Raw genomic sequence first — 20,703 nt, 5'->3', positions numbered from 1 at the left:
GGCCTTTTATAATTCGACCGTGGTAACGCGGTAAAGGCTGGCCTGGATTGGCCCGGCCTGAGCAACAGGAATTTTGTAATAGGTCTGTGAATAGTTGATCCAGCGCGTCGGGTCGGGGTCGTTGCGAATCGATTGTGCGTTGAGCGACAACGCATTGAAAAATAGTAGGCTACAGGCTACTTGGCGAGTGGTAGTCCATTGAGGCATAGGCGAATAATGAAGAATAGCCTTAGGACGCACCTCATCGGCTATAGTCTCACAACCACTCATCTCCTTTTTTTACCATTAGTACCAGAATATTGATAGAAAATGACAAAGTACCTTGCATCGCATAGTACCTTATTGTACCTTTGACATAAGAAATTAACGAAATCATATACACCAATGAATATCGAAAACGCTCAGGTGCAAATGCGGAAGGGCATTCTGGAATTCTGCATTTTGCACATCATATCGCGGGGCGAAGTGTATGCCTCCGATATGCTCGACGAGCTGACCTCCGCCCGAATCATGGTGGTAGAAGGGACCTTGTACCCGCTGCTCACCCGATTGAAAAATGCCGGTCTGCTCGATTATAAATGGGTTGAATCCACATCCGGCCCCCCACGCAAATACTACATCCTGACAGAGCTTGGCATCAACTCCTTAGAGTCGCTCAACGAAACCTGGCAGGAATTGGCCGAATCGGTGAATGCCATTATCGGGCGGACGGGTAAACACCAGAAACCGGCCAACGGGACAACGCCCATCGTGTTTTCATCGGACCCAACTCTCCCCCCAGCCACCGCTTAACCTATTCTCTTTACAAAACCGCAACGTCGGACCGCAATGAAAAAGACAATAAGCATCAATATCAGTGGCGTCATCTTCCACATTGAAGAGGATGGCTACGACAAACTGAGAAATTACCTGACAACGGTACAGCAGTACTTTTCGACCTACGAAGACAGTCAGGAGATTGTAACCGACATCGAAAATCGGATTGCCGAGAAACTGCTTGCCAAGCTAAAAGCGGCTGATAAGCAAGTGGTTTCACTCGACGACGTGAACGAGCTGACAGCCGCTATGGGTACCGTTGCCGACTTTGAAGCCGTTGAGGAAGAAGAGGTGTTAGTAACCAGTGGTGGCCGGCATTCGGCAACGGGTGCGGGTGCTTCAGGCGCGGGGCCGGGAGCACGGAGCGCGGGCGCTCAGAGCACCGCTCATAATCCCATGCCCCCTGCTCCAGGCGCCTTGCTACAACCCCGCCGGTTAGTGCGCGACCTGCGCCGGAAAACCCTGGGGGGCGTGTGCGCCGGACTGGCTCACTATTTCAACATGGATGTGGTGTGGGTTCGGCTGATTTTTCTGGTCCTGTTTCTGGCCTTGCCGCCGTTCGGCGAAGGCTTTGGCGCCAGCGTATCGGGCTTTACGTTCGTTATCTACATTGCCATGTGGATTGCCCTGCCAGGGGTGATGACGATTGAAGACGACAAAACGGTAAAAAAGTTTTTCCGCAACCCCGAAGATAAAGTACTGGGTGGCGTGGCGTCGGGGATAGCCGCTTATTTTGGGGTCGATACGGGTATTATCCGCCTGTTGTTCGTGCTCGGTATTGTGCTCTTCGGCGTTGGTTTCCTGCTTTACCTCGTTCTGTGGATCATTGCGCCCCAGGCCAATACGCTCACCGAAAAGATGGAGATGCAGGGGCAACCCATCACGCTCTCCAACATTGAGCAGAGTATCAAGCAGAATCTGAACATCAACGAAACGCCGAACAACGAAAGCACACTGACGCGCATTCTGCTGTTTCCGTTCCGGGCCATTGCCACCATCATTGGCGGGCTGGGCAGCGCCCTGGGGCCGTTATTGACGGGTGTGGTGTCGCTTATCCGGGTATTTGCCGGGGTGCTCCTGCTGGTCATAGCCTTTGCCTTAATGATGGCCTGCCTGGCGTTCCTGTGGTCTGCCATCGTTGTTGGGTCGGGCGGGTCGTTTATGAGTAATGATTTTCCGGTCGAATTTATTCGCAACGACATTACGCTCCCCATGGTGCTGTCCAGTTTTCTGGTCGCCTTCATTCCCGCCTTTGGCTTAGCTATTCTGGGCGTCATGCTCATCACGACCCGTTCGGTGCTGAGCAGCCGCACGGCTCTTACGGTAGCCGGTGTCTGGTTGGTGAGCTTAGTTGTTTTTGCCGGGACGGCCGCACCACTCATGGCCAGTTTTCAACGCCGGGGCACTGTTGAGGCAACAAAAATCCTGAACGTGCCGGCCGCTATTCCGACCTTCGCCATGAACGACGTGGAGAATGACGATAACTGGCGCCCTTCTATCGACGTAAAAGGCTATGACGGCACGACGCTGAGCTTAGTGCAGTACTTCCGGGCACAGGGGCGCAACCGGGCCGAAGCGCAGGGCAATGCCCGTCAGATAAAGTATGCCTACACGATTAAGGACTCGACGGTACGTTTCGATGAAACGCTTGAGCTACTGCCCAAATCCCGGTTTCGGGCACAGGATTTAGACATGGACCTGATGGTTCCTTACGAGAAACCATTCCGCATGACGAAAGAGTTTGCCCGGTTCATTCGCAATGAGTTTGGCGCCAAAGAGTTGGACCGGATGGCCGCCAGTGTCTGGAAATTCACGAAAATGGATGGCCTGGTTTGCATCAACTTCCCACGCGAAAAAGACCGGAGTTACAACGACGAAGACAATGACGTGACCGACCTCACCGACGACGTGCAGAGCGCGGTAGCCAGCGAACTCGGCGACGACTTCGACCGCATCGGCGACCACACACGCCAGTTTAATAGCAGTGCCTTCGAGAAGGTAGACGTGTCGGGGGCGTTTGTGGTTCGGTTCCGCAAGGGCGATAGCTACAAAGTGGTTGCCGACGGACGTGAGGAGGACATGAGCGATATGGACGTTCGGGTAAACGGCAGCACGCTCGAAGTGAAAATAGACCGCCGGGGTGGACTGTTTGACTGGAATAACCGGAAGCGCGTCGGCCTGACCATTACCGTTCCCGCCATCAGCGAACTCAAACTATCGGGAGCCTCGAAGGCCAGCCTGATGGGTTTCGGTAAGTACAATGCCCTGACGATTGACATGAGTGGCGCGTGCCGGACGGTCTTTGATGGCGACGTGAACGACCTGAATGTTTCGCTCACGGGTGCGTCGAACGTTGTGCTGCGTGGGCACGCCAATCAATTGGAAGCCGACCTGACGGGTGCTTGTAAACTCGAAGCAACGGGCATGAATGTTGGCAAAGCCTCGGTGGATGCCAGCGGAGCCAGCCATGCAAATATGGGGCAGGTTGGCACGCTCGATTCCGAAACCTCAGGCGCCAGCAAGGTAACGCGGCAGTGATTGGTTGATTAGTTGACTGGCTGGCGCACACACCCAGCCAGTCAACTAATCAACTAATCAACCAGTCAACTATTTACTCTTCTCGGCCGCTTCCTCTACTTTCTCTTCAGCAGCAGCGGCCTCTTTTTCCTGTTTTTTGTTTTCCCGCTCAAATACGTGAATCAGCACGATGAAATAGGAGAGGAGAAGCGGCCCGACGACTAAACCCAGAATACCAAAAATGGGCACCCCAAGCACAATGCCCGCCAGCGTAACGAGCGGATGAATGTCGCCCATGCGTTTGGCCAGCATGATCCGGAGCAAATTGTCGATGTTGATAATGACGACCACGCCCACCACTAAAATACCGATGCCCTGCCCCGTATTCCCCTGCGAGAGCTGAATCAGCCCGGCGGGTGCCCATACCAACGGCGTACCCAGCACCGGAATAAAAGCCATAAAAAAGGCGACAACCCCCCAGAACGGCGCGTCGGGTACGCCGAAAATCCAGAGTGTTGCCCCCGTCAGAACACCCTGCACCAAACAAACTAATAATTGACCCAACACGTTGGCATTCACGTTGTTTTTAAGCGATTCGCCGAGTTCTTTTTGGGTGTCTCGCTTGAAGGGCAGGTATTTCTGAAGTCCTTTTTGAAAGTCCTTCTCCTGCACAAACATGTAATACATCGTGAAAAACATCAGACCTAAGATAACGATAAAGTCTAATGCGCCACCGGCCAGAGAAGGCAGCAGCCGACTGGCATAAGAGCCGCCCTGCTGGAGAACAGTCTGAATATTTTTCTGACTGGTAATCTGGTAGCCGGTCAACTCCTCGGCTTTCTTAACTAAATTCAGAATATCCCCTGTATGCTGACTGTAGTATTGAATCCGGTCGATAAGCAGCAGGCTCAGCGTCAGAAACGGCAGGATGATAACCACTAACGAAAAAATAATCAGCAGCGTAGCCACGAGCGGGCGGCTCCAGTTTCGCTTGATGGCCAGCGCCGTAAACCAGGGGCCGAGGACGACGTACAGAATACCTGCGCCCAAAAACGCCGACACGTAGCCACGAAGCCCGAAAATAATGAAGCCCGCAATGATGAGCAGACTCGCAATGAGCAGAATCCGTTGTTGCTGGGGCGTATAGATATTGGTCATAAAACTGAATCACCGGGGTCGATGGCGGTGGTATGGTAAAAAAGTAGTAAAGCGGCTGAATTGTTTCAGGTTTCACATTCCAGGTTGGCTGGCGCATCACTACCTCTTGCGCCAGCCAACCTGGAATGTGAAACCTGAAACAAAAACCGCCTAACATTCCGTGGCGCTCAGGGCCAGGCCCGCTTCGGAGGTTTCTTTGTATTTCGTGGACATATCCCGGCCAGTAGCTTTCATTACTTTGATGACCGAATCGAGCGAAATCTTCTGAAACGAAGCCGCTCCCGATGTTGCCAGCAAAAACGCGTTGTAGGCTTTCACGGCTCCCATGGCGTTGCGTTCGATGCACGGAATCTGAACATAGCCGCCAATGGGGTCGCAGGTCATGCCGAGGTGGTGTTCGATGCCGATTTCGGCGGCTGCTTCAATAGCGCCAATGTCGCCGTTGGGCTGGGCACAGCGTGTCAGGAAAGCCGCGCCCATGGCCGACGCCGTGCCGATTTCGCCCATGCAGCCCATTTCGGCCCCCGAAATACTGGCATTGTGCTTCACTAAAAAACCAATCATGGCTGCCGCCAGCATCCCCGACCGCAGCGTGGCCTTGTCATAGTGAAAATGGTGTTTGGCTAAATACGTCAGCCCCGGAATTACGCCCGACGCCCCCGACGTGGGGGCTGTCACGACGATGCCCCCGGCTGCGTTTTCTTCGGAAGCGGCTAAACAATAGGCATTTAGAAAAATCAGAAAGCTATCCGAGCGGAGGGCCGCCCCCGGATGCCTCATGCCTTTTGCCTGCTGAAACAGAATCGGGGCTTTTCGGCTCAGTCGGATCGAACCGGGCAGGACCCCTTTGTGCCGTAGCCCCCGCCGAACGGCCTTGTGCATGAAGCCCAGAATCTGATCGAGCCGGGCGTTTACCTCGGCGCGGGTGCGGTCGGTCAGCGCCATTTCGTTGGCCATCAGCAACGCATCTAAGGTCAGTTTATGACTGGTAAGCTGGGCTTTCAATTCGGCCATCGTCCCATAGGGATAAGGCACCATCCGGGCATTGGCACCTGCTTCCGGCTCGCCTTTGCGGATAATGAACCCGCCCCCAATGGAGTAGTATTCTTCTTCGGCTAACGTCTGCTCACCCGCCATTAAGTTGAGTACCATTGTGTTAGCGTAGGGCGAAATGTACCGTTTGCGCTCGAAATGAATATGTTGTGGCCCAACGCCGATAGCCTGGTCGCCAAACGAAACGGGATACAAAATGGTAGGGTCGCGCAGCAGTTTCAACAGCGCGTCGGGGTTGGTGGTTTCGGGTTGCCAGCCCATCAGCCCAGCCACAATGGCGCGGTCGGTGCCGTGCCCTTTGCCGGTGGCACTGAGCGACCCGTAGAGGTGAATGGCAAGGGTATCGGCCCGCTGCCGATGTTGGGCAGGGAGATCGGCCAATCGTTGCCGGAAATCGAATGCCGCCTTCATCGGACCAATCGTGTGCGAACTCGATGGCCCCGGCCCAACTTTAAACAGGTCAAAAACAGAGGTGGTGATGGGCGTCGTCATGGTACGAATGTAAAACGAATTTGGCTTAGGGGCTAATGTGTCCGGTTGATCGGCTGTTCGTGTCACTTCACGGCTCTTTTTTGGTGATTGAGGGGCTGGTGTCTTGTATTTCAAGTCAGTTACACGACATTTGATTGTGCTTCACAGATAATATAAACCAACTGCTATCCAGTCAATTAACCAATACTGTCATGAAACTTTTCTCCTCTTTTTCTCTCGCTCTGCTGGTTGCCACAACGGCGTTCGGACAAATCGCCAATGAGAACACATTATCCGTTCAGATTGACGGTAAGGAATACAAGACGCAGCCCCGTCGCATCCGGATTGGTAACTACTGGTGGATAACTGCCAACAGCAACAAGCCCGACCAGTCGCTGCGGATTTGGCTGGGCAGTTATGATAAAAGCGACCTTGTTGAACCCGGCACGTATTTAGTGGTGGATGCCGACAAGCCCGATACGCGGGAAAACAAGGAGAAAGTGATGACATCGGGCCAGTACAAAGGCATTGCAGTTATCAAATACGTACTCGAAACCCGCGAACCCCGCATGGAATACCACGTCGGAAAATCGCAGAACAACAGCGAAACGATTACCGTCACCACGGGTGCAAATGGCTTTCTGGAAGCATCCTTCAGCGGTTCATTAGCCGGTTCGTACTGGAAAGAAAAAGCCACCGCCACCGTTTTTGGCGGCATGGGTCGCCTGATTAACAAAATGGAAGATAAGGCCATTACCAAAACCACCGGCTACGATTCGTCGATTGACCCTGAAGGCAACGGGTATAAAAAGCAGAGCCAAACCGACACCATCGTGCTGACAAACGGTACGGTTACGTTTAAGCTGAATTAACAGTCTCTCCGCAGCGTTCCCTCACCGACCCGTCGGTGAGGGAACCTCCCGATTATCCAGACTCCGAATCTGCCCCAGGTACTCGGTTGGGAGCAAAATCCGTTGCAGCATCGACCGCAGGCCAATCGCATTGAGCACTTTATAGAGACCAATGGAATATGACAGCAACGGCTTTTGGGGTAAGGCCAGCAACCGGCTCACCTGTTTGGGCACCAGAACCGCCTGCGCCTGCCGGAGCAGCCCATAGCGCCAGTTGCCCAATTGCTCCCGATAGCGCTGGAATAATTTATCGGTAAACGAGCTGCGAACTAAATCCCGGTTAAGGTGAGTTTGCCGATCCAGGCGCCAATCGGCATAGGTGTCGGGTAAATCGGAAACGTGCATGCCCGCGCCTACTTCCCGAAACGTGCTGAACAGCTCGTCGCGTTCGGGGTTGGTGAGGGGCCGGTACAGGGTTTCGTAGGCCCGTTCGGAGTAGTCGATGAGCATATAGAGCACGTCGCGGTAGGCCCAGTCCGGGATCTGATAGCCTCGCTTTTGCTCGACGCCTACGTGGATGGAACCCATGCGGGCGATGGTCTGCCGGGCCTTATCGTCGGGCAGAAAGACGATTTCCTGCGCGTACCGAACGGTCGAAAATAAGCGGGCAATCGGGTCGGCGGGGAGTTTGCCCGTAAAAAAAAGCCAGTCTACAGCCCGGTTCAGCGCGAACTCTGCCGACGAACCGGCAAAAACCAATAAAATAACATCAGCATCGCCCCAAATCTGGCGAACGATGGAGCCGGGTTTTACAAAAAAAAGCATGGGTTGTCGATAGTCATTCGTCGTCAGTTACGCGCCAGTCCCGGCGGGGCAACACATTAGTGCCTAACGACTGACGACTTACATCGCTAAGACAACGAATTCTACCCGTCGATTCTTTCGTTTATTTTCTTCTGAATCATTGGGAGCCGCCGGTCGTTTGCTGCCGTACCCGTTGTGGCGCAGGCGTTTTTCGGGAATACCATTGCGGACTAAGTAGTTGGTGATGATTCGGGCGCGGTTTTCCGACAGGGCCTGATTGAGTTGGCGGTTGCCTACGTTATCGGTATGCCCCGCAATTTCGATCACTAACTTGGGGACGGTAGCCAGTGTTTTTACCAATTTATCCAATTGCGGATACGATTCGGGTCGCAACACATAGCTGCTCTGGTCGAAATAGACATTATCGAGCCGGAAGGCCTGATTCACCTGCAAATTCCGAAACACGGTATCGGCGGGGTCTTCCTTCTCTAATCGAACGGTATACCCATAATCAGCGCAGGTATCGCACGAAACAACCATCACCTCTTCGGCTTCGTAGTAGCCGGGTGCGTTCGTAATGACGGTTAAGGTATCGGTTCGGGTGAGAATAAACGAAAACGATTTGCCCATCTGACTCTGGCCCTCAAATTTCTTTTTCGCCTGTTTAGCTTCGATACGGAACGATGCGGGTAGCTCAGCCGAGGTTTTATCATCGACCGCACTAATCATGAAAAGCGTTTTCTGCGTTTTCACGGGCAGTGGCTGACTGATACCCAAAAGGGGCAGCCCAAGCAGGAAAGCAAGGATGATACGCATTGCGGAACGATTATTGATGAGTCCGCAGAACCATACCGCAAAAAATGGGCCGGATTTCTGAGCGTGTAAACGAAGAAAAACGCGGGTGACCTGGAACAACCGGATCAACGCAGATAAAATCGGTGAAAATCCGGTGCCGCTATGTCATCCGCGTTCCTCTCTGTTCCCGTTAAACGGGTTCTCTGGATTTGGCGCCGTCGCGCAGGACTACGCGCTCTATTTTACCAACGATGAAGATGTAGGAACAGGCACCGATTAGCCCCAGCGTTCCGATGAAAATAAGCGCCGGTTTGAAATCTCCTCCCTTCACTAAATAACCAATCACAATAGGCACCACAATGGAGGCCAGATTGCCCATGAAATTGAAGACACCGCCCGTGAGGCCAATCAGATGCTTCGGGGAGAGAAGCGACACAAAAACCCAGGAAATCAGGGCCATGCCGTTGCCAAAAAATGCCAGGGCCATGAAGAAAATAATCAGGGCCGTATCATCCGTGTAATTGGCGCCGATGATGCTGACCGACAACAACATACCGACAATAATCGGGGTTTTTCGGGCGATGCTGACCGACTTGCCCTGCTTCACTAATTTATCCGATAGAAACCCCGACAAGAGCAAACCCGCACAGGCCGCCAGAAAGGGGACAGAGGCTAAGTAGCCGGATTTAATGAAATCCAGGCCCCGATATTTGACTAAATACGTTGGGAACCAGGTCAGAAAAAACCAAAGCATCGAATTGACGGCAAACTGACCAATATAAACGCCCCACAACGTTCGGCTCGAAAACACCTGCTTAATATTCGCCCATTTCCAGACCGACGTTTGCGCCGTGGCCGCTTCCCGTTTTCTGAATAAACCGCCCCCTTCTTCAATATAAGCCAACTCAGCCTGATTGACCCCCGAATGCTCCAGCGGGTCGCGGTAAAACACATACCAGACAACGCCCCACACCAACCCAACCAAGCCGGTGCTGATGAATAAACCCTGCCAGCCTGCGTAATACTGAACCGTCGCCAGCACCGGCGTCAGAAACGCCAGACCGATAAACTGACCCGAAACATACATAGCGATGGCCGATGCCCGTTCGTGGTCGGGAAACCAGCTCGTTACCACGCGGTTGTTAATTGGATAGGAAGGCGCTTCAAACGTGCCGGTCGCCAACCGAAAGGCAAAAAGAGAAGCAAATCCTCTGACAAACGCCTGGGCAATCGTTGCCAGCGACCAGGTAATGAGGCAAAACGCGTACAAAACGCGTGGCCCGAAGCGGTCGGCGATCAGCCCTCCCGGAATCTGCAAAGCCGCATAGGCCCAGCCAAACGCCGAAAATATATAGCCTAACTCAACCGTCGATAAGCTTAGGTCTTTGCTTAGGGCGGTGGCCGCCACCGAAATGTTGGCGCGGTCTAAGTAGTTGATGGCTACGTTGACAAAAACAAGGGCCAGCATCCCATATCGGGCACGGGTTGGTTTGCTTATGCCGATTGATTGTTCCATTAGGGGGAGAGTGGTTTAGATACGTAAAGAATCAACAGAAATAATAGAATCTTTTGAAACCTACCGTGCCGTCCAGCCACCATCGACGGTGAGCATGGAGCCAACCATGTAGGTGGCGGCATCACTGGCCAGAAAAATGGCGGCTCCCTGAATTTCGCGCAGATGCCCCCAGCGGCCCAGGGCCGTAGCGCCAACAACGAACTTTTTGCCCTCTTCCGTGTCGGCGATGGCCACGTTCATATCGGTCAGAAACGGCCCCGGGCAAATGGCGTTGACGTTAATATTGAAGGGAGCCAATTCCAGCGCCAGGGCGCGGGTCATCTGCACAACCGCCCCCTTACTCGATGTGTAGGGCGTTCGGTTCGCTAATCCGACCAGCCCAAGCGTGCTGGCTAAGTTGATGATTTTGCCACTTCCGGCTTGTTTCATGTAGGGCGTCACGGCCCGACAGCAAAGCCAGGTGCCCTTCACGTTAACCTCCATCACTTTACTGAAATCGTCCGGGGAAACTTCGTCGATGGCCCCCCGGATGTTGATGCCAGCGCTGTTGATCAGAATGTCGATTCGTCCGAACGCGTCGATGGCGGCTTTGGCCATTGCTTCGGTTTGTTCGACATTGGTAATGTCGGCGGGGAAACCGATGGCCGGTGTGCCAAAATCCTGATTGAGTTGCCGGGCGGCTTCAGCACCTTCGTCGGCGGTTCGGTTCACCAGCATTACACAGGCCCCTGCCGATGCCAGTCCGGCGGCCATTGCCAGACCAAGTCCTTTGGAGCCACCGGTAATAATGGCCACTTTGCCCGTGAGATTAAATTGGTTGATTCCGGGGAGTCGTTCGTTTGTCATTTCGAGGAGAGATGGAACATGGAACGCAGATTTTTAGGATGCTTATGATTAAAATGATTTGGTACTCTGACAATTTTTGTGGTTGAGGGCATCCTCGGCCTGTGTCCTCACAGGACGCTTATACGTAATGCCCATTAAAGCGTCCTGTGAGGACACAGGCCGAGGATGCACCCGCTTACCCAAATGGACCGATTACTTAACCACAAAAATTGTCAGACAACCAATGTTTTTTATCAGGGTAAATCAAAAGCATCCTAAAAATCTGCGTTCCCATCCTTTTTACGTAAGCCCCAACGCTTTTTTACTGTAAGCCAGCGATGCGAGGATATTGTCTTCCTCTGCCGCCAGCCTGCTTTCGGCATCCAGTTGGGAGACTCTGGGAAGTGGGATTTTGCTTTGCTGTTGGTTGACCATGCGGAGCGTCCGGGCCAGGTCGGTGGCGGGCACATCGGCGAATGTTGCCCAGTAGTCGTTTTTCAGGCAGGGAATTTCCAGCGGGTCGCGGGTGATCATCTCAAGACTGAACGTAACGGCGGGGTTTTTCTGCCGACACACCTCAATCATTTTCGGCAGGTCCAGAATGCCCTTGCCCAGCGGCACTTCCGACAGCAGAAAGCCGTCGGCATATCCCTCAACGGCCATGTCTTTTATGTGGGTGCTGAACGCATAGGGAGCCAGGTTCTGCACAACGGTCATGGGGTCTTCCAGCAGCGAAATGTTATTGCCGAAGTCAACGGTTACGCCAATCCACTCGCTGCTAAGCTGCTTGAGCAGACTCGGCAATTCGGTCCCCCGCCAGTCTTTATGGTTTTCGACGCCTAATTTGACCCGGTGTTTACGCAAAACCGGCTCGGCCAGTTGCAGCGAAGCCAGTGCGTTTTTCTTCATTTCCTGAAAGGCTTCGGCTGAGTGATACGATTCGTAACGCCGGCCCGACGAGCAGACCGTCCGTAACACCTGCGCCCCGGCTTCTTTGGCGTTAATCACTTCCTGCTCAAATTTCGACACGCCATCCGCATTTTTAGGTACGCCAATGGAACCCTCCAGATACAACCCCAACTTCTCCCGCCGGTCGCGAACGGTTTTGGCAAAATCGGCAGTCCAGCCATTTACGACCACCTGCACGCCACCTGCGCCAATCTGATGGCAGTGCTCAAGCAAATCAACGGCATTGGTGAAGCCCGCGTATTTTGTGCTCGGCGTCTTTGAATTCCAGCGATTTCCGTAGGAGTGTACCACAATACCCATCCGTCGGTCGGCGAACAGGTTGGGCAGAGTCGGCAAAGAAAAGGCCGCCGTGCCTATGGCGGTATTCTGCAAAAAATCGCGTCTGTTCATCATTTTTCGCCGGTGGCTTTTGCCTGTAAAGTGTATTTATTGAGTTCTTTAGCCGTCCAGGGAACAACGCGCCCCTGCGAGGTAACCCGGGTTGTGCCGACAACGCGCCGGCTCATTGCCCCCGCCTGATTGCCCCATTCATTTCGGATGTAGGTCAAAATAGCGGTGATGGCGGCATCGTCCATCGTCGAATGGGCGGGCATCACTGGCAGGATGTCGGGCGCATTGTACTGTTTTCCCACCACGTCGACCGGACCTTCCATGCCATGCAGGAGAATCAGCGTTAACCGCCGTTGGTCGCCCAGCACCCAGTCGGAGCCGATCAGTGGCGGGGCGAATCGGTTCAAACCGGCTCCGTCGTTCCCATGACACCCGGCGCAGGTACTCAGATACAGTTGTCGGCCAGCCGCAAACTGCTTGAGGTCCTCGTCGGTTAAGGGGTTCTTTTTTACCGAAGCCGTCTGGTTAACCAGATGGCCGGGCCACTCGAACAGGGCCAGCAGTGAAGGTAGCCGCGAGGGATCGAGTTTACCTTTCGACTGGGTTAACAGGCCGGGGACGGCTGCGAGTTGAATGGGCTTCAGTTTGTTATTGCTGCCGCCAATCGACAGGCCGGTAAGCACCGCTTTCTCCCGCCAGCCCAGCGATTCACCACCTGAATCCAGCATAACGAGCAACTCGGCTACTTCGGCGGGGTTGCGTTTGCGGATAATGGAGGTGGCCAGCATCTCAAAGAAAATCTCTTTCGATGGGTCCTGTGTTTGCCAGTTGGATGACGCCATCAGGCGTTGAAGGAAGGCAAACTCCTGATTGTACAGACTGCTCAGGGCGGCATCCCGAAGCAGGGGCACAGCGCCGTACTGCTCCATGATGTTCGCCAACAGTTGTTGCGCTACAGGCGGGTCGAGGACGCCGGCCGTCAGCGTCATCTGAAGAATTTGCTCGATGGGGGCCTTCTCCCATTGGTCGAGAAGTTGCTGACCAAGCCTGGCCCGAAGCGAAGGGTCGGCCGTTGCAAAGGGTTCCAGCAGGCGCAGGGCTGTTGTTTTGACAAGTGTATTTGGGTCGGCAACTAAAGGCAATAAGACATCAGGATTGCTCAGTTTCAGCCCATCGAGCGTCCATAATGCCTGAAGCCGGCCTAAGGGGTTGCTGCCTTTTACGGCCAGATGGGTTAAAGCCCCGCCAGCGCGTTTGTCATTTCGTTCGACCAGCAACCGCTGCGCCATGTCGCGGTGCCACCCGTCCGGGTTGGTCAACTCCGCCACCAGTTCATCCAGCGAGGCTCCCGACAGTTTCCGGGGCTGCTGTGCTTTCCAGTTCTGGGGGACTATGCGCCAGATTCGGCCCCGGTTGACCGGTTTATCCAGATTTCGCGCCAGCGTTTGCTCTTTCAGATAGGGCGTAACATAGGCGCCATGCTGAATAAGCCCCCGGTACATATCGGCCACATACAATGCCCCGTCGGGACCGGTGGCTAAATGAACGGGCCGGAATCGCTCATCCGTTGAGGCTAAAAACTCCTTGCCCGGATGCGGGTCATTCGCCGAGAGCAGAAGTCCTTTATCCTCAACAAGGTTGCGTTTGATGAGATTTCCGGCGGGTTCGCAGACAAAAACATTGCCATAATAGGCATTCGGCAGCGCCTTCCCCCGATAGAAAAGTGGGGAACAGGCGGCTGTAAACTCCTGTAAATGACCCGCTTTGTCCAGCGTTCCGGCAATGTATCCCCGATTAACCGCCGGATTGGGGCGAATTGGATACACCCGCCGGTCGAGGGTAAGCCCGTGGTCGATGCCCGTAGTGGGTGTGTGGTTCTTATTGCGCGACAGGTAGTTGGGTGGCACTAAGTCGGCGTGCAACTGCGACCAGTTGTAATTGTAATATAGGTGGCCTTCGTCGTCATGACTCAGGCCCCATTGTCCGCGAAACTCGGTACTATCGCGCTGCCACGTTCCCTCATTAAGTCGATACCGCATGCGTGACTTGGCGTTGTAGTACCAATTGTCCATGCTTCGCCAGAGGCCGTTGGGGGCATGTTCGGGCAGGGATTTACCAGCATAATTCGCATCAATCAGGGTTTTTGTATCCGCTTTTAAATCACCGTTCAGGTCTTTGGTTAGCCACAGTGCTCCATTTTCGGCAATCAGCGCCCCGCCCGGAACCAGAGCAAGGGCACGGGGCATAATTAAGCTGTCAAGATAAATTTTGCTGACGTCCATTTTTCCGTCGCCATTCGTATCTTCCAGCACCGATACGCGGCCAACGGGTTTATCTTCGCCCGTACCGTCGATGGTAGGCATGAACCCACGCATCTCGACCACCCAGAGCCGGCCATCTTCATCGAAGGTGATCACGACCGGGTCCTGAACCATCGGTTCGGATGCCACGAGCTGGACCGTTAAGCCCGGCTCAACCCGAAACGAAGCTAATTCCTGGGCGGGTGTTCGGGCTGGAGAAGGCCCTTCGCCTACGGGATTGCCCAAAATGCCGGTGAAACTGATTAGGCTCCAACCGCAAACGCTGAGCAGAACGATGTATAAAACAGGCTTAACCATAAGACGTTGTGTGGGCTTCTGACCCCCTGCGTAGTGTTAGAATAAAGGATACAGGCTTTGGCAAATACTCCTGTCGCTTCTATAAATTTTACAACCTATAAACAAAGACGAACAAGCAGTATATAAGGCCAGACCTGGCCTTAGAAAGATAAAATCGCTGTACAAACAATTTGTTTAACGGGTTAAATCATGACAAATCGGTTTGCAAATCAGGTAGCCATTGTTACGGGCGGTGCCGATGGTATTGGGAAAGGTATTGCCAGGCGCCTTGCTACGGAGGGCGCTACAGTCGTGCTGTTCGACATTAACCATGTGCTGCTCGAACGTACCGTTGCCGAGTTTGCCGGTCAGGGCTTTAGCGTGAAGGGGCAAATTGTTGACGTTTCGCAGGAAGAGGCCGTTATGAAGGCCGTGCAGTCGATGGCGGGAACCTTTGGCCGATTAGATATCATGGTCAACTCAGCGGGCATTGTTGGACCAACCGGCACCAGAATTTCGGATTATTCAGTCGCCGATTTCGACAAGATGTACAACACGAATCTGCGCGGGGCCTTTCTGATGACCAAATGGGCCATTAAAATCATGGCCCCGACAAACTATGGCCGGATTCTGCACTTAGCGTCGATTGCGGGCAAAGAAGGCAATCCCTTCATGACGGGCTATTCGTCGACCAAGGCGGGTGTGATTGGGTTGGTGAAGGGTATTGGCAAGGAATACGCTGAAACGGGTATCACCGTCAATGGCCTGGCCCCGGCAGTCATCAGTACGGCCTTCAATCAGGAGACCGCTCCCGAGCAATTGGCCTACATGACTGCTAAAATTCCCATGAAACGCTTAGGCACGGTAGAGGAAGTAGCGGCTATGGCATCCTGGATTGTTTCGGAAGAAGCGAGTTTTACCACCGGCTTCATCTTTGATTTATCGGGCGGGCGGGCGACGTATTAAGGGTGCGTGGAGAAGTTGATACCCCTCAATCGCTAATGCGTTAACCGATGGCTGCTTCTTATAGAGCACCTGTTCAGGAGTATGCGTCAAGGACCTAAACGCATTGGTTGACCAGTCAGTTTACCCCTACATCCCCTGAAGGGGATGTAGGAGTAAAGCCGACCAGAAAAATGTAACTACTAAATAACTTCCAATTGTTTTCCCGGCTTTTCAGTTATTATTTCTTCGCTCCCCAAACAATCGCGCATTCGGTCTATATGGTTAATACCCCGGATTTTGCTCAACTTTGGCGTTGAGGTTGGCGTCGATAAATTTCTGCGGAATCGGGAACAGTTCGTGATAGGGCTTGATGGTGGCGGCACTTTTGGGATTATATTTTTTCACCCGTTCGACTAATTTTCCCATTCGGCTAAGGGTTAACCGGCGTAATTCTTCCAGCATCAGTTCGCGGCCGCGTTCGTCCAGAATGTAGTCGATAGTGACATCACTGGCAAGCACGGGTTTGGCTTTGGCCCGGCTGCGTACCACGTTGATATCATCGGCCGCTTTTTGTTTGTCGCCTTTCAGCAAATACGCTTCGGCCCGGTATAGATAGGTTTCAGCCAACCGCATCAGGTAATGTTCCTTAAAGGTTCGTCCGTAGGTAATACCGGCCAAAGCTTCGCCTTCAACTTTGCGGATATACGGGTAATAATACCACATCGTATCCAGGTCTTTCGAGGTAGCCGGGTTGACTTTTTGCCTGAAATATTTGGATGTCGGTTCGTTGTAATAAAACTCCCGGCGGATATTATTCGTTGAATTGCGGATATCCGAGGCATCCGACCAGAGCGTGTATGTGTAATAATTCGTAGGGCGAAACCAGCCGACGGGACGCCCTAAGCTATCGCATACCGCCATTGCCGTTTTTCCGTCCGGGTCTTTGATGGCAAAGTAGCGGGGACCCCACGCCCGCAGGAAACCATTACCTCCGCCCGGCTTGTAAATTCCGCCCGGTGTCTGGTAGTCAAACTGGAGGGTCCAGATGGTTTCTTTGTTGCCCGATGTGCTCCGGTTCTGATTGTTGTCTTTAAATAAATCGGAGAAGACATCGCCTGGTTGGGAAAGGTATTTTCCGAAGCGGGTGGTCATGAGTTGATACTGCCCGTCGTTAATTACCGCCGATGCACTGGCAATGGCTTTATCGTATAATCCCTGACTGATATACAACTCGCTCAATAAATGGTCGGCGGCCGCTTTCACAACCCGACCGTCTATGGATGTGGATTTTGGAAGCCATTGCGATGCAAATTCTAAATCGGCTGTTGCAAAGGCATAGACCTCTTTTCGGGGCTTCCGCACAAAATCCAGAACGGGCTGAGTCGCTACTTTCTCCACAATCGGTACGTCGCCGTAGAGGTTGGCGAGCACGTTGTAAGCATAGGCCCGGAAAAACCGTGCTTCGGCAATGATGGCATTTTTCTCAGCATCATCTTTCCAGACCGCCGTTGGCCGGTTGGCATAGTCGATGATGGTGTTGGCGCGGGGAATAATGGTCTGGTAGGCCCATTCCCAGTGATGATTGACGGCGGTTAAGGTAGGCGTCTGCCAGATTTGGTAATCTTTAAACATATTCTGGGCCGGGTCGCCCGTGGTGCCGACGTCCGTACCGACCTGAAAATTCCAGATGTTAGTGCCATCTACAGAATTATCATTGAAAAAATAGGCGTCCCGAAGACCTGCGTGCAGGGAAGTAATGTAGGTGTCGAACCCGGTTTTATTGATTAATACGGCTGACGGAGACAGAAAATCTTTCGGTACTTCGTTAAGCACATCGTCTTTGCAGGCGCTGTTCAGGCCCAGAATTGCCAGGGCACAAAACCCTGCCCGAAAGGCATTGGCGAGCGAACGAAAATAAGTCTGATTCATTGGTTTATAGATGGTTACGACGGTGAAGGAAATGAACTTCAGGTCGGTGGTTTAAAAACTCAGATTGATGCCAGCGGTAACCGAACGGGCCAATGGAAAGCTCCCCCTGGCATTAAGCGGGTCGATACCCACTTCGGGGTCAAAGCCGAGCCAGTTGGTGAACGTGTACAGGTTTTTACCGCTGACATACGCACTCAGATTGCCCAGTTTAAGCGATTTGACCAACGCTGCCGGAAACTGATACGTCAGGTTCACATCCTGAATGCGGATGAAATCCCGGCTTTGGTAAAAGCCATGACCAAGCGGGTTGATGTACGTCAGTGAGGGGCGGGTAGTCGAGGCATTTTCAGGCGTCCACCACCCGGCGTCGAGTCCGCTAACAGGGCGGTTCGGGTAATTTATCAGCCCATTCGTTTCTAAGAGTGGCAACTGCTGCGACCAGCCCTGCATGGCATTGATGAAAACCGACAAGGACAGATTGCCGTATCGAAACGTATTGCCAAATCCCCAGCGGTATTTGGGCTGTTGCTGGCTAATCACGCTCCGGTCGGTGGGGGTTATTTTGCCGTCCCCATTGATGTCTTTGATTCGGTAGAAACCGGCTTTGTAGCCCGTCGGAATCTCATCATTCACCTGATACACGCCATCCAGGGTGTAATCGAAATTGACACTGACGGGCTGACCGATAAACCACCGGTTGCCTAGGTCATCGTCTTCTTTGCCGTCGCCATTCGTATCGCTGCCGTACAAATGGGTAATCTGATTGCGGTTAGTAGAGAAGAGTACGTTGCTGCTCCACTCAAACTTGCCCCGCCGGAAATTGACCGAATTCAGCGACAGCTCGAAGCCTTTGTTGTTGGTGGCCCCTAAGTTGGTTGTCACCCCGGCAAAACCCGTTGGGCTGGGCAATTGCCGATACAGCAGCAGGTCTTTGGTGTTGAGGTTATAATATTCGATAGTGCCGCCCAGTCGCCCTTTAAACAGGTCAAAATCAACGGCTACGTTGGTCGATTTGGTGGTTTCCCAGGTCAAATCCGAATTTTCCATCGAGGAAGTAAACACGCCCGTGCTGGTGCTGCCCCCATCGCCAAATACATACTGAATCGTACCGGCCCGGCTCAGCGACTGGTAGGGCGCAATGGCCTGATTACCGACTAAACCGTAGGAAAGCCGGAATTTGAGCAGATTGACGAACGAGAGCGATTTGATGAACGGCTCATCCGATGCCACCCAGGCCAGGGCTGCCGATGGAAACGTACCGTATTTGTGGTTGGCCCCAAAAACCGACGTGCCATCCCGGCGGGCCGTTAAGGTCAGTAAGTACCTATCCCTAAACCGATAGTTTAACCGGAGCATCGAGGAAATGCCTTCCTGCGACTGTGCGTTCGAGGTAGTCTGCTGAACCTGCGCCAGATTGAGGTTGTCCCAGCCGAGCACATCGGTAAAAAACGTGGCTCCGCTGGCGATAGTGGATTCAAAGCCCCGGTGGTTGCGGCCATACAGGGCCGTTACGTCGAGGCTGTGGTTGTCGTTGATTTGTTTGGAGTAGGTCAGGATGTTTTCCAGTACCCAGTCCAAATCTTCGCGGTTGTATTTGCTGGCCGTGCCTTTGTTATTAATACCGTACTTCTGATAAATCGGGGAGGAGTTGTAGGTATGTTCCCAGCGGTAATTGGGTGAGTAATTGACCCGGTAGCTCAATCCCTTCAGAAAGGGCGCATCGACGATGGCGTAGAAATTGGCGAACAGATTGTGCTTAATTTCTTCGTTTTTGTTCAGTGCCGGATACAGTAACGGATTGACCGACAACTGGTCGTCGGACGGATACGGTATTCGCTCCGTTTGGGTGGCATCGCTGTATAGCTTTCCGTAAGGACTTACCCAATAAGCAGCCTGCATATCCCCCTCCTGACCCGACAAATCGCGCCGGGCATAGAGGGAGCTAACCCCAACTTTCAACCACGGACTAATGGTATTCTCCAGATTCAGCCGGAGCGACGTTCGGTTGGCATTGTCGTTGTAAATAATGCCCTTTTCATACACCTGAGCACCCGAAAACAGGTAACTCGTTCGCTCGGTCCGGCCCGAAATACTCAGGTTATACGATTGAATCGACCCTTGCTGCGAGACCACATCATAAGGGTCGATGGTTTGGCCGTTTTTGTAATTCTCGGCTTCTACATTTTGCAGATAACTGGCTACCTGCGTCGGGTCGGACACCTGCCCGTTCTGCTTGCGGAAATCCAGAATACGCTGTACGTAGCGGTCGGGGCTTAGCAATTTCTGGCGGTGACTCCAGTTGGAAACCCCCGCGTAGGTGCTCAGTCGGATGGTTGGTTTGTCGGTGGTGCCGCGCCGGGAATTGACCAAAATAACGCCGTTGGCCGCTCTGGAGCCGTAAATAGCAGCCGCGCTGGCATCTTTCAAAATCTCCATCGACTCGATGTCGTTGGGGTTAATGTCGGCCAGACTGCCGTTGAAGAAAATCCCGTCGAGAATGATGAGCGGGTCGTTGGAGGCCGTGATGGAGCGTTGGCCCCTCACCAGAATACTACCGCCCTGTCCCGGACGACCCGTGTCGATAAACTGCACACCGGCTACGCGCCCCCGCAGGGCCTGAGAAATGTTGGTGTTGGGCAGGTTCTCGGTTTGTTTGAGGTCTACTTTCGCGACCGACCCCGTTACGTTGCGCCGGGATTGGGTGCCGTAGCCCACGACCACCACCTCGTTGAGGGTTTTGTCATCGGCTTTCAGGCTGACGTTCACGGTGGAGCGGCTACCGACCGTTTCCTCCCGCGAAGCATAGCCAACAAAGGAAAACACTAAAATGGCCGGTCCGTCGCCACGTTTACGGTCGGGAATGCTGATGCGGTAGCTGCCCTGGGCATCGGTATTGGTGCCTCGGGTGGTGCCTTTAACCACAATACTGACGCCCGGCAGGGCTTGCCCGCCCTCATCGGTGACTGTTCCGGTAATGGTTTCGTCGGCTGGTAGAGCAACGTGCTGAGCCTGTTTTCCAGCATCTTCAGCGTAGGTAAGACTGGCAAACACTGTTGCCAGACAGAAGGAGTAAACGATGAAGCACGTAGCTCTCCACGGTTGGATGGGAAAAAGGTTTGGCATAATT

The 20,703-nt window shown here is 53.4% G+C and carries 15 protein-coding genes; 4 read left to right on the top strand and 11 right to left on the bottom strand.

Annotated elements, in window-relative coordinates:
• Positions 1 to 6: 6 nt before the first annotated feature.
• A complete protein-coding gene (locus ACYVI1_RS22285; RefSeq protein WP_460913026.1) occupies positions 7 to 207 on the bottom strand; it encodes a hypothetical protein in 201 nt (66 codons plus the stop codon).
• Between the two features lie 177 nt (positions 208 to 384).
• Here ACYVI1_RS22285 and ACYVI1_RS22280 point away from each other — a divergent pair, with 177 nt between their 5' ends.
• Both ACYVI1_RS22280 and ACYVI1_RS22275 read left to right on the top strand, forming a co-directional pair.
• Positions 385 to 792, top strand: a complete 408-nt coding sequence (locus tag ACYVI1_RS22280; RefSeq protein WP_460913025.1) for a PadR family transcriptional regulator — start codon at positions 385 to 387, stop codon at positions 790 to 792.
• Positions 793 to 828: 36 nt separating this feature from the next.
• Positions 829 to 3,354, top strand: coding sequence for a PspC domain-containing protein (locus ACYVI1_RS22275; protein WP_460913023.1), 2,526 nt, complete (start codon positions 829 to 831; stop codon positions 3,352 to 3,354).
• Positions 3,355 to 3,423: 69 nt separating this feature from the next.
• On the opposite strand, the gene ACYVI1_RS22270 is transcribed toward ACYVI1_RS22275, so the two are convergent.
• Positions 3,424 to 4,491 carry an AI-2E family transporter gene (locus tag ACYVI1_RS22270; protein ID WP_460913022.1) on the bottom strand — a complete coding sequence of 356 codons (1,068 nt, stop codon included), beginning with the start codon at positions 4,489 to 4,491 and terminating at the stop codon, positions 3,424 to 3,426.
• 150 nt (positions 4,492 to 4,641) lie between these two features.
• Complete coding sequence (locus tag ACYVI1_RS22265; RefSeq protein WP_460913021.1) at positions 4,642 to 6,036, bottom strand: L-serine ammonia-lyase; 1,395 nt, start codon at positions 6,034 to 6,036, stop codon at positions 4,642 to 4,644.
• Between the two features lie 191 nt (positions 6,037 to 6,227).
• Between ACYVI1_RS22265 and ACYVI1_RS22260 the strand changes: the two genes are divergently transcribed.
• Positions 6,228 to 6,887 (top strand): hypothetical protein, encoded by a 660-nt coding sequence (locus ACYVI1_RS22260; RefSeq protein ID WP_460913020.1) that lies wholly within the window; start codon positions 6,228 to 6,230, stop codon positions 6,885 to 6,887.
• 21 nt (positions 6,888 to 6,908) lie between these two features.
• Here the strand turns inward: ACYVI1_RS22260 and ACYVI1_RS22255 are convergent, their stop codons facing one another.
• The 6 genes from ACYVI1_RS22255 to ACYVI1_RS22230 form a co-directional block, all read right to left on the bottom strand.
• Positions 6,909 to 7,691: an oxygenase MpaB family protein gene (locus ACYVI1_RS22255; RefSeq protein ID WP_460913018.1), complete on the bottom strand. Its 783-nt coding sequence runs from the start codon at positions 7,689 to 7,691 to the stop codon at positions 6,909 to 6,911.
• 78 nt (positions 7,692 to 7,769) lie between these two features.
• Positions 7,770 to 8,486 (bottom strand): OmpA family protein, encoded by a 717-nt coding sequence (locus ACYVI1_RS22250; RefSeq protein ID WP_460913017.1) that lies wholly within the window; start codon positions 8,484 to 8,486, stop codon positions 7,770 to 7,772.
• Positions 8,487 to 8,655: 169 nt separating this feature from the next.
• Complete coding sequence (locus ACYVI1_RS22245) at positions 8,656 to 9,981, bottom strand: MFS transporter (RefSeq protein WP_460913016.1); 1,326 nt, start codon at positions 9,979 to 9,981, stop codon at positions 8,656 to 8,658.
• A gap of 60 nt (positions 9,982 to 10,041) precedes the next feature.
• Positions 10,042 to 10,827, bottom strand: coding sequence for an SDR family NAD(P)-dependent oxidoreductase (locus ACYVI1_RS22240; RefSeq protein WP_460913015.1), 786 nt, complete (start codon positions 10,825 to 10,827; stop codon positions 10,042 to 10,044).
• A gap of 279 nt (positions 10,828 to 11,106) precedes the next feature.
• Positions 11,107 to 12,165, bottom strand: a complete 1,059-nt coding sequence (locus tag ACYVI1_RS22235; RefSeq protein WP_460913066.1) for a sugar phosphate isomerase/epimerase family protein — start codon at positions 12,163 to 12,165, stop codon at positions 11,107 to 11,109.
• Entirely contained in the window at positions 12,165 to 14,723 is a 2,559-nt protein-coding gene (locus tag ACYVI1_RS22230; RefSeq protein WP_460913014.1) for a DUF7133 domain-containing protein, read from the bottom strand. The genes ACYVI1_RS22235 and ACYVI1_RS22230 overlap by 1 nt, the downstream gene beginning before the upstream one ends.
• A gap of 189 nt (positions 14,724 to 14,912) precedes the next feature.
• On the opposite strand from ACYVI1_RS22230, the gene ACYVI1_RS22225 reads away from it, so the two are divergent.
• The gene (locus ACYVI1_RS22225; RefSeq protein WP_460913013.1) at positions 14,913 to 15,668 is read left to right on the top strand and encodes an SDR family NAD(P)-dependent oxidoreductase; all 756 of its coding nucleotides are present in this window, start codon (positions 14,913 to 14,915) and stop codon (positions 15,666 to 15,668) included.
• Between the two features lie 261 nt (positions 15,669 to 15,929).
• Here the strand turns inward: ACYVI1_RS22225 and ACYVI1_RS22220 are convergent, their stop codons facing one another.
• Both ACYVI1_RS22220 and ACYVI1_RS22215 read right to left on the bottom strand, forming a co-directional pair.
• Complete coding sequence (locus ACYVI1_RS22220; RefSeq protein WP_460913012.1) at positions 15,930 to 17,576, bottom strand: RagB/SusD family nutrient uptake outer membrane protein; 1,647 nt, start codon at positions 17,574 to 17,576, stop codon at positions 15,930 to 15,932.
• Positions 17,577 to 17,627: 51 nt separating this feature from the next.
• On the bottom strand, positions 17,628 to 20,699 hold the full coding sequence (locus ACYVI1_RS22215) for a SusC/RagA family TonB-linked outer membrane protein (protein ID WP_460913011.1): 3,072 nt from the start codon (positions 20,697 to 20,699) through the stop codon (positions 17,628 to 17,630).
• Positions 20,700 to 20,703 lie beyond the last annotated feature (4 nt).

Source organism: Spirosoma areae, from assembly GCF_054781775.1.
This window is presented reverse-complemented; position numbering and strand designations above follow the sequence as displayed.